Below are 13,478 nucleotides of genomic sequence, written 5' to 3'. Positions count from 1 at the left end.
AAATCGATTAAAAGCAACTGATTGAAGAGGGGGATGATGTGACTACTAATATACAAAGTAAGGCGGATGAGTTGGTTGGCGCAAAGGAGTCATCTTTATTATTAGGAAATAACCTCTGTTTTTCACTCTATGTGACTTCAAGGGAATTTATCAACCGCTATACACCCTTATTAGCCGAAATTGGCTTGACCTACACCCAATATGTGGTCATGATGGTTTTGTGGGAGGAGCAAGAAGTGATTACCAGGGATCTTCGTGACAGGGTATTTTTGGATAGTGGTACTTTAACACCAGTATTGAAAAAACTTGAAGATAAAGGCTTCATCACTAAAGCCCGTTCAAAGACAGATGCTCGTGATTTGGTGGTTACTATCACTGAGGAAGGACAAGCTCTTAAAACAGCTGCCTTGGCTATTCAGGCAGAAATTGCCAAGGGATTCAAGGGCATGGGTGAGGTGGATGGCCTAATGCAGTCCCTGCAAGAGATGATGGACTTCTTTCAGCAAGAACGTAAAAGAAAGTGAGGTAGTTAGATGAAAATTGTTTATGCCAGTCGTTCAGGGAACGTCGAAAAAATTGTGAATCAGCTTGGTTATGCCGATACCTTAAAAATTGAAAAAGGAAATGAGAGCATTGATGGAGACTATGTGATCTTTACTTACTCGACTGGAAAAGGTCAAACACCTAAACCGGTTGAAGAGTTTTTGAGCCATAATCCCGGTGTTCAGGCAGTCGTTGGCAGTGGTTCTATGGAAAAACATGCTGCAACCTTTAACTATGCGGCTGACAATATCAGTAAGGCTTACGGGGTACCGGTTTTAGCTAAGCTTGATGGTGTGGGCACTGAAGAAGACTTGAAAGCCTTGACTCAAGCCTTGAAGAATCTATAAAAAATTTCGAGTCATTAACAGCCTTGAAAATAGGAGATAAAAATAAGGAGATAAAATTATGGCAATCGTACAAACCGCAGTATTTACAGTAGAAAAAGATTATCAAGAAGAATTTCTTGAAAAAATTAAACGCGATGTAGCGTCACTGAAAGCCTGGGAAGGCAACCTTGCTGCCGAAGGCTGGCAGGGTGAAGTCAAAGACGGAACAGTTGACTTCGTTCTTGTGTCAAAATGGAATAAAAAGGAAGACTTCGAAGCTTGGCTCAACCGTCCTGAGCATGCTCAAAGGCACCAAAAGCCTGAGGTAAAAGAAGTTCGTCAGCATGTTACTCGTAAAGTTAACAGCTATCACGTCTTGGCAGACTAAGTCTGTTTGGTAACAATATGGCATTAATTAGTAAATCGTTGGTGTTCTTGCTCAGCAAAGGAACAAAGAGTAGGACCTAATCAGTAGGGAGTGGGATCAACCTCAAAATTGAGAATTTTGACTCTCACCACGTCCGAGTTTTAAAGTAGTGACCTGAAAGGGTCTTTTGCCAGAGCGTTTTTAACACTGGCTTTGCGAGTTTCATTTCCCAATTAAAAAGATTTCTCAAACCTTTTTAACCTACCCCGCATAGCTCCAAAGGTCCGGTGGACCTTTGGAGGTTGGAAATGAGATGGAGGCTGTTATCACATTCGTTTAAGTTTTCCGCTTTGGCCTTGTGGTAAAAGGAAAACTAGCTAGCAGTGGTTCTTTGAAGCTGGAAAAAAAGTATTCCAGCCTTCTATTTTTGCAGTAATAACAGTTTGACGCAGTGGTTGATTGGAGGTCCTTATCTCGGGGCGCATTCCTATTTTCAGGCGCCCCTTAAACAGTCTAGTGGACTGTTTAACTGCTCCGCAAGTGATAGCTCCAACAGTTTGTTTGGGGAACTGTTGGAGGATATCCAATTCTATGAACGTTAGTTCATGTCAATTCCTAATCAACTGTGCGGAGGTGGGAAGACGAAGTCAATTGACTTCTGTCTCACTCTCTAATGAACTGTGCAGGGGGAAGACTTCTTGGTGTGGCTAACAAGTCTTGCTCCCAACCACTGCGCCAAGAGTGTACTTCAAAACAGGGAGACTGGACAAGTTTTGCCCAACCTCTTGATTTTGTTGTCACTCTCTAATCCAGTAATTGAACTAGAGCAATAGGGAGGAATAATCATGGATTATGATGTAATATTTATTGGAAGCGGGCACGCTAATAATCACGGTGCTAGACTTCTTGCAGCAGCTGGTAAAAAGGTTGCGATGATCGAAGCGGATAAAATTGGTGGTGTTTGTACTAATTATGGCTGTGATGCCAAAATTCTTTTGGATGGGCCATTTGAATATTTAGATGGCCTGCTTAATTATCAGGATTTGGGCCTTAAAGCAGATGTTCAGATTGACTGGACAAAGCTTATGGCTCATAAGCGCCAGACTTTGGCAGGCTTTCAAGTGGCTTCTGCAGCTATGTTTAAGGAACTGGGAGTTGATATTATTCGCGGTCGCGGCAGTATTGAAGACGCTCATACTGTGGCCGTCGGTGATCAGAAATTCTCAGCAGAGTACATTGTCATCGGTACAGGTGCTCGAAATGCTAAGCTTGATATTCCCGGTAAGGAATTAACGAATGGCAGTACAGAATTTCTAGATTTAGACGTTTTACCTGATCACATGATAGTGATTGGAGCAGGTATTATCGGGATGGAATTTGCTTCTATGGCTTTATTAGCTGGGAAGAAAGTGACATTCTTTGAGTATGCTGATCGCCCCCTGCTCGCCTATCCCGAAAAATACGTGAAGAAGATTGTCGACAAATTTAAATCACAAGGTGCCGTATTCCACTTTAACCAAGCAGTATCCTCTGTGGAAGAAGTTGACGGTGGTTTACGGGTGTCCAGTAAGGATGGTATCAGTGCCGTTGGGGATTTTGTTCTTGATGCAACAGGCCGCGTGGCTAATATTGAAAATATTGGTTTAGAAGAGCTTGGTATTGAAGCCAGCCGACGCGGTATTAAGGTAGATAGCTACATGCGTACTGCTGTCCCTAACATCTACGCTTCAGGTGATGTGGTCGATAAAACCATTCCTAAATTGACTCCGACAGCTGAGTTTGAGTCCAATTATATCGGGCGTGATATTCTAAATCCTGAAGGACCTGAAATTGATTATCCCGTCGTGCCAAATCTAGTCTTTACCCTTCCTCGTATCGGACAAGTGGGTGTGACTATTGATGAGGCCGCAGCCAAGTCTGAGCAATACAAATTGGTTGAAATTCCATGGGGCAAGCTAAATGACTGGGTCAACAACCATGAATTAGATTCAGGACTGACCTTGATTTTTGATCGTGAAAATTACTTAGTAGGAGCAGCAGCCATTTCCAGTCAGGTTGGTTCATGGCTCGATTGGTTAACACCGATCATTGAGAAGAAAATGACGGCTAAGGATCTTAACAGTATGATTATGTCCTTCCCAACCCAAACTTATATGCTATGGGCAACATTGACCCCGCTCTTGAAATCAGAATAATGGCATTAAAAACATGGGAGACTCTTTTACTCCTAAGAGAAAAGTAAGGAATGGCTTAGCGATGCTCTGAAAGCTACAACACGGCTGTTAGGGTTATAGGAAGATCATCATATTAATGCTGCAGGCTGAAGATGACCTTTTGGGATATTTAAAAATCCTTTGTCAGTTTAATAGCTGATGGAGGTTTTTTCATGTCTGGACTGCTTTTGACTATGAAGACATTCAGCTGATTTTAACAAACTGTATATTATTGATAGTCAATCTTAGGCTGATACAACCGTAACATTGGGGAAGCATTAATTCAAGCTACCTTTGGTCCCTGCTAAAATGCAGATCTTTATTGATAGAGATAGGTTATATAAGTTAGTAATTTCCTACGGTTCCAATAGCCGGTCTTATATGAAACTTGACTATTTTCAGGCCAAGTAGCTTCTGGGGCAAGGGGAAGTGACCCTCAGCTTACCTTTAAAGGACTAGGTGCTATAAAATTTATCTGACTAATAAATAGTAAAATGGGATTGGAAATGTGTTGGTTCTAGTCTTATTTTTATGATATCGTACGGTAACTTTCAGTGTTTAGTTACAGTCAACACTGTATCAAGTTTCGTGAACTTCCTAAATAACTTGTGAAATGTTAAACTTGATTTATCAGAATAAGGAGGCGCTTTCATTATGAAAAAATTGACAGATACTGTAACTTTTCGCCATGGCGCAAGTATTAAAACGCGGACAGCTCAGTCCCCCATGCTGACTAACAGTGGTTTGGATGAGAAGGTGACACAGGACACCATCGATTATTATGCAGCACGTTCGCAGTCTGCAGGAATGGTCATTGTGGAGTACACCAGCGTTAGTCCCAATGGCGGACCGTCACGCTCATGGGCAAAGGACCGTGAACAATTAGCCATTTACAATGACGATTTTAAACCGGGTTTGACTAAAATTGCTAATGCTCTTAAAAAAGATGGCAACAAAGCGATTTTGCAGTTGGTGCACTCTGGCCGTGAAGCACAGTACCGCCATGTCCTCGGTGGTCGTGTGGAAGTGCCATCTGCTATGGATTTTCCTTGGATTGACTACCCTTTGCATGAGTTGACTGAAGATGAAGTCTGGCAAATTGTCAAAGATTTTGGTGCTGCGACCAAACGTGCCATTGACTGCGGTTTTGACGGTGTTGAAATTCACGGTGCTAACCACTATCTCCATCAGGAATTTTTCTCGGCTTTTTCCAATCTTCGTACAGATTTCTGGGGTGGATCGCTGGACAAACGTATGAATTTTGCTATTGAAGTAGCGCGTGAAGTGTTCAAGGCTGCCGAAGAATTTGCACCTAAAGACTTTATCGTTGGCTACCGTATTAGTCCTGAAGAAATCCATGGCGATAATGTCGGCTATACCTGGCATGAATCACAGCAGCTGGTCAAAAAGTTGACGGAAACCTTTGAGTTTGACTATATTCATCTCTCAACCAATGACTATACGTCGACTCCTGTTGATTCGGATAAGAATTTTGCCCAATTGCTGGGCGAAGGGATTCAAGCACCAACTTTAGAGTTGATTGCCGGCGGTATTCACACTGTTGAAAAAATGGAAGACGCTCTGAACTATGTGGATATTGTATCACTTGGCCGCGCAACGCTGATTGATCCGCAAATCGCTTATAAATTGCAGACCGGTCAGGCAGATAAGATTTTCTTGGAATTCAGCGAAGAATCGGTTAAAAATTCTCATCTGACACCGGGCTTGATTGATCTGCTGGCAAATGCTGAATACTTTGCTATGCCGGGTATTGATTATCTCAAAACCCTATCAACAACCAGCCTTGATGATGTTGTCACCCATGATGGTACACAATAATACTGTTTTTTGGAACTAAATTTAGATTGTCAGCTTTTGAAACAATGGTCTTTGCCGGTTGTTCCAGCTTGGTTTCAGCTGACTGTAAAAACACAAAAAGAGAATGCAGTCAAGCAGCAAAGAATTTGATTTTGGCTGTATTCCCTTTTTAAATCATGGCTTCCAGCCAGTTTTCTCAGAGAGAAAAACAAGAAAACCACCAGCTAGGCTGGTGGCTGATAATAAGGCTTCTAGCTTCCATTTATTTTGTTTCAGCCGCTCTGGTAAAGAACGGCTGTTTTTGTGTTCAGCGTGTTAGACTATTGGTCGGCTTAAGACTGAAAAGATTGAATCTCGGCTGTGATGTCTGCCATTAAATATTGAACCTTGCTTGATAGCATGTGGTTGGGATTAGTCAGCCAACCGAGTTTAAAATTATCATCAATCAGATGTCCGATATCAATGCTGACGAATTCCGAAAAATCAGTACTGCTGGAGAGCTCTTCTTGCAGGGTTCTGCCAAAACAGACAGTATTGAGTTTGCTGATGGCTTCTTTCATAGCCCAAGCATCGTCAACGCGTAGAACAAGCTGTAAGGGGCCGCCTTGAAATTGTAGACGTTCAAACAGGATATCGTGGAAGCGGTCATTAAAAAGGCTAAATTTTTGTGACTTCAAATCCTCCAGTCTAATAGGTCGTTTTAGCTGACTCAACGGATTATCAAGAGAGCAGATGAGCTTTAACTTGGTATCGCAGATAGGTGTAAAGACCAGATGCTGCAGCCAGTCATTGTCACTTTGTTGGACAGCAATAAAACCAGCATCAATTTCCTGACTGTGCAGGCGCCTGATAATGGAGCCTAATTCATGGCAGCTAATGTCCAGTTGAATCTGACTGTACTTTGTGTGGAAATTCCTGGTAAAAGGAGTCATAAAAGGCTTTAATAAGGTATTCATATAATGAATAGTGACTTTTTGATAATCACGAGCAACGATTTGTTTGGCAGTGCTTTCGAGATTATTTTTAAATCGCAGAATATCTGAAATTGAAGCTAGAAGCTGCTTACCTTGTTTAGTCAAGTAAGTTCCCTTGGCTGTTCGTTCAAAAAGTTTGACGCCCAGTTCGTTTTCAAGTTGGGTAATGGCTAAGCTTAGACCGGATTTACTGATATGAAGTGCATCCGCAGCTTTTTGCATGGAATGGTGCTGTGCTAAAATTTCTGCGTAGAGCAGTTGTTCAAACGTCATGGTAAACTCCTTAAAAATAAAAACAGCAATGCTAGGCAAGCAATCATGCTCTTACAACACAGATGATATGAGTTAGTCTAAGACTATCTTTGCAACTTAAGCAAGGGTAGTTTTTTGTTGACTGAACACTAGCTGAAAAAGTATCTAGTAAGACTCTACCTAGAATATAAAGCGGTAGACGAGAGTGAACCTCAAAATCAGGAAAGTAAGACAGTTCTGTTTTAAAGCCGTACAATTTTAAACGGGTTAGTTTTACTAAAATAAATGTTCTTTTTAGATGACAGTAAGGTAGTAACTATAAATAGATTATATCAGAAATGAGAAAAGGAGGATATCACGAACTTGCCGCTTTTTGGTGACTCTCTTGATTGTATGGGAAATTTTATTGGGTAAATCTTTGACAAAGTTTTTTTTTGTGTACTATGATTTAGGTGACAGAAAGTTTTATATAAAAATAAATATGGTAGAAAACTGGTCTTTATAGTTTGTTTTTAAGCAACTAAATTGTTTTAGATAGAAATAAAGGAGATTGGAAATGCCGGGTAAGGATGGGGGATATCTGACACTCAAGATACGATTGTTGAATGGGCGGCTGTTTAACCGCTATCTCGCAATGGATCAGCGAGCGCTGTATAAGGCAGAACAAGGGAAAATTTTATCTGCTCTCTGGGAACGGCAGCCCCAGACAGCAACGGACTTAGCTAGGGTGACAGGACTAGCTACCAGCAGTTTATCCCTGATGTTAAAACGCTTGGAAGAACAAGGTTTGATTACAAGCCTTGCCTCTGCCAGTGATAAGCGCAAGCGTTATTATGAAACGACTTCACTGGGACTAGGCCAGCAAGAGGTTGGCCAATCTGTCAGTCAAAAATTGAGTGATGTCTTTTACCGAGGTTTTACAGAAGAGGAAATTACGGCTGTTGAAGGCTACCTTCAGCGCATTCTTAATAATCTGGAGTCTGAAGAGAAGAAATATTAAACTGGGAGGAAGTTATGAAAGCTATTGTTGTGGAAAAAGCGGGCGGCCCTGAGGTTCTTCAGCTAAAGGAAGTTCCCAAGCCTAAACTTAGGAAGGGTTGGTCGTTGATTAAGGTGAAGGGATTCGGTGTTAATCGCTCAGAAATCTTTACGCGGCAGGGTTATTCACCCAGTGTCACCTTTCCGAGAATTTTAGGGATCGAGGTGGTCGGACTAATAGAGCAAACGACCGATGAAAAACGTTTACCAGTTGGGCAAACGGTGGTATCACTTATGGGTGAGATGGGCAGAGATTTTGATGGCAGTTACGCAGAGTATGTGTTGGTCCCTAATCATCAAATCTATCCTATTGAGACTAGGTTAGACTGGGCACGGTTAGCTGCCGTTCCTGAAACTTACTATACCGCGTTTCTGGCGATGAAAAATCTACAGCTAAAGGCTGAGGATGCCGTCCTAGTCCGTGGTGGTACGAGCGGTTTAGGTCTGGCCTTTCTGCAGTTAGCTAAGGCGAAATATCCACAGATGACCGTAACGGCTACGACGAGAGTCCTGTCCAAAAAGTCCCAGTTGAAAAAGCTGGGATTTACAGATATTATTGAGGATAGGGATGGTCAGCTGCAGACCGAGCAAACCTACAGCAAAATACTGGAACTAGTTGGTCCCGCAACGATTATGGATAGCCTCGGTCACTTGCAGCCTTTTGGTATTGTTTCAAGTGTCGGCCAACTCGGTGGTAAATGGTTTTTAGAAGATTTTGATCCCATTATGGCTCTGCAAAATCATAAGTATCTGTCAACGGCCTATTCAGGCCTTGTTGATGAAGGGACTGTAGAGGAACTGTTTGCTTTCATTGATTATTATCAGCTTGATGTCAAGCCAGCGGGAATTCACCGCTTAGAAGACCTTCCAGATATTCATCGTCAAATGGATGATAGCCACAATCTTGGAAAACATGTTGTTTTATTAGAAGAGGCCCAAAATGGCACAAACATCTCTATTTGATCAAGATATGGAAGCGGCCCCCTTAGCCAGTCGTGTTCCTCCAACGACTTTGGAAGATTTTATCGGCCAGACACACTTGGTGGGGAGAAGGTGAATTTTTACGCCAGATGTGATCGATAGCAATCAGATTACATCAATGTTCTTCTGGGTGCCGTTTATTATAAGCCGCCAGATGAAGGGCAAAAAAGTAGGATTAAGCAGTGTTTGAACTCTATTAAAGATTGGAAAAACAGTCATTCGACGAATTTTGGGGGTAGTAGAAAGAAACGGCTCTCATTTAGATCGCTTTCCTTTGCAAAACCTATTATAGTAGCAGTAATAGGAATAGCAAAAGTATCATTTGATAACGGCTAAAAGGTATCGCGTCGACTAAGAGATTAAAAGTCATTTTCTCCTTAGCCATCTGCATTGCCTGCCCTAAAAGCTTGGCCTGCTTAATGTAAGACAGGTGCAGCGCTTCTAGTGAGGTTACTTGTTTTTTTAATGAACGGGTGCTATAATGATGAGCAAATCGGATACGATCTAAAGACTGTATAAAAAAGATAAATGGTTTAGAAAATTAGGACTTTCTGCTGATTCTCTATTTTCCTTTGAGTCACTTAACGGCTTTGCGACACTTCGTTTGGCTAGTCGATTTTACTAACCAAACGAAGTTAGTGGGAGAGGTAGCCAATTCACCATAGTGATTGGCGTTTGGTATCAAGTGCGAAGCTCTTAGATAACAAGCCTCTGCCGTATCTTAATTAACTGAACATGAAGCTAATCTCTTCGGAAAAAAGACCGACTTCTTTGTGTCCAAGGACACGGCGTCTGTCGCCTATTTTTCGGTCAGAGATTTTCGCTAAGCGAATCGCTTCTTTGTATCTTAGTAACTGAACACGCCTACACTCCTGCGAAAAAAGACTCACCTTCCTTGAATCTTTAGTGATTCATCGTCAGGTTCCCTATTTTTCTTTGGAGTGCTTAACGGCTTTGTATCTTAGTAACTGAACACGCCTACGACTCTGTGGAAAAAGATAAGGTCTCCTAGATGCCTACTGCATCTGCGTCGACTTTCCTATTTTCCTTTGAGTCGCTTAACGGCTTTGTATCTTAGTATAAGGAGGACTGCTATGCCTTATAATGAATTTCATCAAAAAATCGGAGAGTCTCTCCCCAACTTCACTCCCGGTGCTTTTCCAGATGTTGCGGTGCTTACTGGAAGGACAGTTGTCTTGGAGCACTTAGATATTGAGAAGCATTTGGATGATATCTATGACTTTGCTGTTACCAATGGACAGCCACAAGATTGGACCTATTTACCTGTCGGTCCCTTTGAAACGCGTCAAGAAGTGTCTGATTGGCTAGTGAGTTTATCGTACAAGACAGATGCCTATTTCTTTGCCATTCGGGATAAAGCAAGGAATAGGGTCGTCGGCCTCTTTTCTCTGATGCGTATCAATCCTGCCAACCGTACTATTGAAATGGGATGGGTTGTTTATTCTCCGGTCTTGCAGCATTCCATCGCAGCGACAGAAGCTCAATATCTGGCCATGTCTTATGTCTTTGAAGAGTTGCAGTATCGCCGCTATGAATGGAAGTGTGATGCCCTCAACCAGCGTTCGCATCAGGCTGCCCTTCGCTTGGGCTTTACCTTTGAAGGAACCTTCCGTCAGCACACGGTCTATAAGGGACGCAGCCGTGATACGAATTGGTTCTCCATTCTTGATAAGGAATGGCCTGCTCAGAAAGTACGCTTTGAGCGGTGGCTCTCACCTGATAATTTTGATGCCAACGGCCAACAGAAAAGATCTCTGCAAGATTAGATATAGCAGAGATAACAAATAAAAAAACACTTCTGATTTCTAGGTTACTAGATGTTAGCAGAAGTGTTTTTTCTATCTTCTTTATAGGTGCACTTTTACATTATGATAAATTTCTATCAATCACTAGTGTAGCAATAGTTTGTGAGATTCAGAAAAGGCAAGGATTATTTCTTGAAAGACAAGAACAATAGCTAACTGTACTTGAATTTAGAATCATAAAAATTATGCCAAATCGATCCAATATGCTTGACTTTTATTTTATATAAGTTATACTTGTATCATCAACAGGAACAACTTGCTGATTGTGTGGAATTGAAGATATTTCTTTTTTTGTTAAAAGAGACTTGTCTTCTTTGAAGTACATAATGGTTTAGGATTTCATGAAAGGAGTGCTATGGATACGAAATTTTCAGTGGCCATCCATATTTTAGCTATGATTGCTGAAACCAAGGAAAGCTTATCTTCACAAGCTTTGGCAACAAGCGTAGGAACCAATGCTAGCTATATCCGAAAGGTCATTGCTCTTTTAAAAAACGCTAATTTATTGACCTCGCATCAGGGCAAGGTCGGCTATGAGCTCACTAAGGCTCCCTCAGATATTAGCTTGTTAGACATCTATTATGCGACTCAAGAAGTGGCGCAGGTCAGGCTTTTTCAAGTCCACCAGCATGCCAATATGGATTGTCCTGTTGGCAAGCATATCGGAGAGGCCATCAGCCCAGTTTTCCAACAAGCAGAAAGACAACTAGCTGAGGAGCTAGCCGGTCAAAGCTTGGCAGATGTCATTTCCAACCTCTACAAACAAGCGAGTTTAGCCAAGTGATGAGCTTGGCTAATTATTAAAACCATCTTGTATCTGTATTAAAAACAAGAACAAGACAGAGTTGACAATTACCTCAATAATTACTAGCAGACCCAGCTCTGCTATTTCCAAAAATTAGAAAGAAGAAAATCATGAAAGCAGCACAATTAAACGCCTACAACAAAAACAATCTCAACCTTGACTTAGTCGATATCGCAAAGCCAACACCAGCGCAAGACCAAGTCCTTATCAAAGTATTGACTGCCGGTGTTAACCCACTGGATAACATGATTACTCGTGGTGAGATCAAGATGATCGTTCCTTATAAGACGCCCTTGATTGCAGGGAATGAAGTTGTGGGGATTGTCGAGGAGGTCGGCAGCAATGTGAACCAGTTCAAGAAGGGGGAACGTGTCTTTGGACGCCTGCCGTTAGATAGTATTGGTGCTTTTGCCGAATATGTGGCAGTGAACGCTGAAGCCTTGGCTATCGTTCCAGATTATTTGACAGATGAAGAAGCCGCTGGTGTGCCACTGACTGCTCTAACCATTATGCAGGCCTTAGAGCTGATGGATGCCAAAGCCGGGCAGACCCTTTTTATCTCAGGTGGAACTGGTGGCGTCGGAGCTATGGCTATCCCTCTTGCTAAGGCTAAAGGCTTAAATGTTATCACCAATGGCGGAGCTGATAGTCGTGATCGTGTCCTATCACTAGGTGTGGATCAATTTTTGGATTACAAGACACAGGATTATACCGAGCTCTTGTCAGATATTGACTTGGTTTTAGACACACTAGGCGGTGCGGAGACCGAGAAACAGATGACTGTCTTAAAACCTGCTGGTCACTTAGTGTCGCTTCGTGCTATGCCCAATGGGGCCTTTGCCAAGCGTATGAACCTTCCCAAATATAAGCAGCTTCTCTTTGCTCAAGCTGGTCGTAAATTCGATAAAATGGCTGATAAATATGGGGTCCATTATGACTTTATCTTCGTGAAAAGCAATGGTAAACAGCTGCAAGAAGTGGCAGATATCTTTACCGAGCGCCAGATCAAGCCGTCTATAGATAGCGTCTTTGCCTTTTCAGATGTCAATAAAGCCTTAGACAAAATCGCTAATGGTCGCTCACGTGGTAAAACAGTCCTCAGCATGAAAGGGTAAAACATGGCTTATTTAACAACTAAAAACCAATATATTACTGTTAATGGCAATAAAATCGCCTACCGTGAAATCGCAAAAGGTAAGTCAGAACGGCCTTTGGTCATGCTGGTTCACTTAGCAGCAACCATGGATAATTGGGATCCTAAGCTGATCGACCTTTTGACTCAAAAACAACATATTATCCTACTTGACTTACCAGGTGTTGGAGCAAGCGAAGGTAAGGTTGCCCCAACTATTCCAGGCATGGCTGAGCAGGTGATTGCTATTGTCAAGGCCATGGGTTATACCAGCATCAATCTACTGGGACTGTCCATGGGCGGTATGGTCGCTCAAGAAGTCGTGCGGCTTGCGCCCAATCTAGTCAACCGACTCGTTCTAGTTGGGACAGGGCACCGAGGCGGCGTCGGTATTGATAAAGTAACGGCAACGACCTTTCGTTACATGGCGCGTGCTGGTCTCCACCGCGTAGATCCTAAACGCTATATTTTTTACGGGCATGATGCTAAGGGCAAAATAGAGGCGGATAAGGTTCTCAGTCGTTTAGACAGCCGTGATCAGGCTTATACGGACAAGGCCATGGCAGTTCCGTCTTTCCTGCGTCAGCTTAAAGCCATCAAACGCTGGGGCAAGGCTGTTGAGGATGATTTAACCTTTATCAGCCAACCGACTCTTATCGCCAATGGGGATAAGGACATGATGGTGCCGACGGAAAATTCTTACATCATGCACAAAAAAATTCGCAATAGCCAGCTGATCATCTATCCCAATGCTGGTCATGGTTCACTCTTTCAGTATGCTGATCAATTTGCTAAGGACTTAGAGGATTTCTTAGGAGTGTCACATGACTAAAACCATCCTCATCACTGGATCAACAGACGGTATCGGCAAACACTTAGCCGCCAAGCTAGCCAGCGAAGGCCATGAGGTTATCTTACACGGTCGCAATCCCAATAAATTGCAGGCGACCCTGCAAGAGATTAAGGAGAATACAGAGAATGCTAGACTTCATACCTATCTGGCTGATTTGTGCAAGTTGTCAGACACGCTAGACATGATGAAAGCGATCACAAAAAAAGAAAACTGGGTATCCCAAAAGGGCCATTCCGTGGTCATGACCGCATAAAATGAAGCTAAACCGGCTAAAATTCTATTGTTTAGTCAAGGCTATAAACATGCTGACGCCCTAGTTCCCCATAAACAGTTCTTTACCTAATCTGATA

At 42.4% G+C, this 13,478-nt stretch carries 13 protein-coding genes and 2 pseudogenes; 13 read left to right on the top strand and 2 right to left on the bottom strand.

The window, feature by feature from the left end:
- Window positions 1-38: 38 nt before the first annotated feature.
- From G7Y32_RS04445 to G7Y32_RS04425, 5 genes are all read left to right on the top strand, one after another.
- Window positions 39-524, top strand: coding sequence for a MarR family winged helix-turn-helix transcriptional regulator (locus tag G7Y32_RS04445; protein ID WP_241154203.1), 486 nt, complete (start codon window positions 39-41; stop codon window positions 522-524).
- Between the two features lie 9 nt (window positions 525-533).
- Window positions 534-890: a class Ib ribonucleoside-diphosphate reductase assembly flavoprotein NrdI gene (locus tag G7Y32_RS04440; RefSeq protein WP_165211164.1), complete on the top strand. Its 357-nt coding sequence runs from the start codon at window positions 534-536 to the stop codon at window positions 888-890.
- Between the two features lie 58 nt (window positions 891-948).
- Window positions 949-1,257 (top strand): antibiotic biosynthesis monooxygenase family protein, encoded by a 309-nt coding sequence (locus G7Y32_RS04435; RefSeq protein ID WP_165211161.1) that lies wholly within the window; start codon window positions 949-951, stop codon window positions 1,255-1,257.
- A gap of 824 nt (window positions 1,258-2,081) precedes the next feature.
- The gene (locus G7Y32_RS04430) at window positions 2,082-3,431 is read left to right on the top strand and encodes a dihydrolipoyl dehydrogenase family protein (RefSeq protein WP_165211158.1); all 1,350 of its coding nucleotides are present in this window, start codon (window positions 2,082-2,084) and stop codon (window positions 3,429-3,431) included.
- A 672-nt stretch (window positions 3,432-4,103) separates the two neighbouring features.
- Window positions 4,104-5,288: an oxidoreductase gene (locus tag G7Y32_RS04425; protein ID WP_206221352.1), complete on the top strand. Its 1,185-nt coding sequence runs from the start codon at window positions 4,104-4,106 to the stop codon at window positions 5,286-5,288.
- A 311-nt stretch (window positions 5,289-5,599) separates the two neighbouring features.
- Here the strand turns inward: G7Y32_RS04425 and G7Y32_RS04420 are convergent, their stop codons facing one another.
- Together G7Y32_RS04420 and G7Y32_RS04415 are read right to left on the bottom strand one after the other, a co-directional pair.
- Window positions 5,600-6,514 carry a LysR family transcriptional regulator gene (locus G7Y32_RS04420; protein ID WP_165211155.1) on the bottom strand — a complete coding sequence of 305 codons (915 nt, stop codon included), beginning with the start codon at window positions 6,512-6,514 and terminating at the stop codon, window positions 5,600-5,602.
- 124 nt (window positions 6,515-6,638) lie between these two features.
- Window positions 6,639-6,773: pseudogene (locus G7Y32_RS04415) on the bottom strand (MurR/RpiR family transcriptional regulator); the annotation flags it as partial.
- 276 nt (window positions 6,774-7,049) lie between these two features.
- On the opposite strand from G7Y32_RS04415, the gene G7Y32_RS04410 reads away from it, so the two are divergent.
- The 8 genes and pseudogenes from G7Y32_RS04410 (at window position 7,050) to G7Y32_RS04380 (ending at window position 13,381) form a co-directional block, all read left to right on the top strand.
- Complete coding sequence (locus tag G7Y32_RS04410; RefSeq protein ID WP_165211152.1) at window positions 7,050-7,493, top strand: MarR family winged helix-turn-helix transcriptional regulator; 444 nt, start codon at window positions 7,050-7,052, stop codon at window positions 7,491-7,493.
- A gap of 14 nt (window positions 7,494-7,507) precedes the next feature.
- Window positions 7,508-8,494 carry an alcohol dehydrogenase catalytic domain-containing protein gene (locus G7Y32_RS04405; RefSeq protein WP_165211149.1) on the top strand — a complete coding sequence of 329 codons (987 nt, stop codon included), beginning with the start codon at window positions 7,508-7,510 and terminating at the stop codon, window positions 8,492-8,494.
- A pseudogene (locus G7Y32_RS10545) lies at window positions 8,472-8,648 on the top strand (replication-associated recombination protein A); the annotation flags it as partial. The gene G7Y32_RS04405 and the pseudogene G7Y32_RS10545, both read left to right, overlap by 23 nt.
- Window positions 8,649-9,606: 958 nt before the next feature.
- Window positions 9,607-10,299, top strand: coding sequence for a GNAT family N-acetyltransferase (locus tag G7Y32_RS04400; RefSeq protein ID WP_165211147.1), 693 nt, complete (start codon window positions 9,607-9,609; stop codon window positions 10,297-10,299).
- Window positions 10,300-10,693: 394 nt separating this feature from the next.
- Window positions 10,694-11,122, top strand: a complete 429-nt coding sequence (locus G7Y32_RS04395) for an Rrf2 family transcriptional regulator (RefSeq protein ID WP_165211145.1) — start codon at window positions 10,694-10,696, stop codon at window positions 11,120-11,122.
- 131 nt (window positions 11,123-11,253) lie between these two features.
- Window positions 11,254-12,258: an NADP-dependent oxidoreductase gene (locus tag G7Y32_RS04390; RefSeq protein WP_165211143.1), complete on the top strand. Its 1,005-nt coding sequence runs from the start codon at window positions 11,254-11,256 to the stop codon at window positions 12,256-12,258.
- Window positions 12,259-12,261: 3 nt separating this feature from the next.
- Complete coding sequence (locus tag G7Y32_RS04385; protein WP_165211141.1) at window positions 12,262-13,107, top strand: alpha/beta fold hydrolase; 846 nt, start codon at window positions 12,262-12,264, stop codon at window positions 13,105-13,107.
- Window positions 13,100-13,381 carry an SDR family NAD(P)-dependent oxidoreductase gene (locus G7Y32_RS04380; RefSeq protein WP_165211139.1) on the top strand — a complete coding sequence of 94 codons (282 nt, stop codon included), beginning with the start codon at window positions 13,100-13,102 and terminating at the stop codon, window positions 13,379-13,381. The genes G7Y32_RS04385 and G7Y32_RS04380 overlap by 8 nt, the downstream gene beginning before the upstream one ends.
- Window positions 13,382-13,478 lie beyond the last annotated feature (97 nt).

It is taken from the genome of Streptococcus tangpeifui (assembly GCF_011038795.1).
Taxonomy (GTDB): domain Bacteria; phylum Bacillota; class Bacilli; order Lactobacillales; family Streptococcaceae; genus Streptococcus; species Streptococcus tangpeifui.
The sequence above is the reverse complement of the archived record's forward strand: the minus strand, read 5'-3'. Positions and strand labels throughout refer to the sequence as shown.

Coding starts and splice junctions, on each gene's coding strand:
- G7Y32_RS04440 (WP_165211164.1), top strand. CDS start 534: ATGAAAATTGTTTATGCCAGTCGTTCAGGGAACGTCGAAAAAATTGTG.
- G7Y32_RS04435 (WP_165211161.1), top strand. CDS start 949: ATGGCAATCGTACAAACCGCAGTATTTACAGTAGAAAAAGATTATCAA.
- G7Y32_RS04430 (WP_165211158.1), top strand. CDS start 2,082: ATGGATTATGATGTAATATTTATTGGAAGCGGGCACGCTAATAATCAC.
- G7Y32_RS04425 (WP_206221352.1), top strand. CDS start 4,104: ATGAAAAAATTGACAGATACTGTAACTTTTCGCCATGGCGCAAGTATT.
- G7Y32_RS04420 (WP_165211155.1), bottom strand. CDS start 6,514: ATGACGTTTGAACAACTGCTCTACGCAGAAATTTTAGCACAGCACCAT.
- G7Y32_RS04410 (WP_165211152.1), top strand. CDS start 7,050: ATGCCGGGTAAGGATGGGGGATATCTGACACTCAAGATACGATTGTTG.
- G7Y32_RS04405 (WP_165211149.1), top strand. CDS start 7,508: ATGAAAGCTATTGTTGTGGAAAAAGCGGGCGGCCCTGAGGTTCTTCAG.
- G7Y32_RS04400 (WP_165211147.1), top strand. CDS start 9,607: ATGCCTTATAATGAATTTCATCAAAAAATCGGAGAGTCTCTCCCCAAC.
- G7Y32_RS04395 (WP_165211145.1), top strand. CDS start 10,694: ATGGATACGAAATTTTCAGTGGCCATCCATATTTTAGCTATGATTGCT.
- G7Y32_RS04390 (WP_165211143.1), top strand. CDS start 11,254: ATGAAAGCAGCACAATTAAACGCCTACAACAAAAACAATCTCAACCTT.
- G7Y32_RS04385 (WP_165211141.1), top strand. CDS start 12,262: ATGGCTTATTTAACAACTAAAAACCAATATATTACTGTTAATGGCAAT.
- G7Y32_RS04380 (WP_165211139.1), top strand. CDS start 13,100: ATGACTAAAACCATCCTCATCACTGGATCAACAGACGGTATCGGCAAA.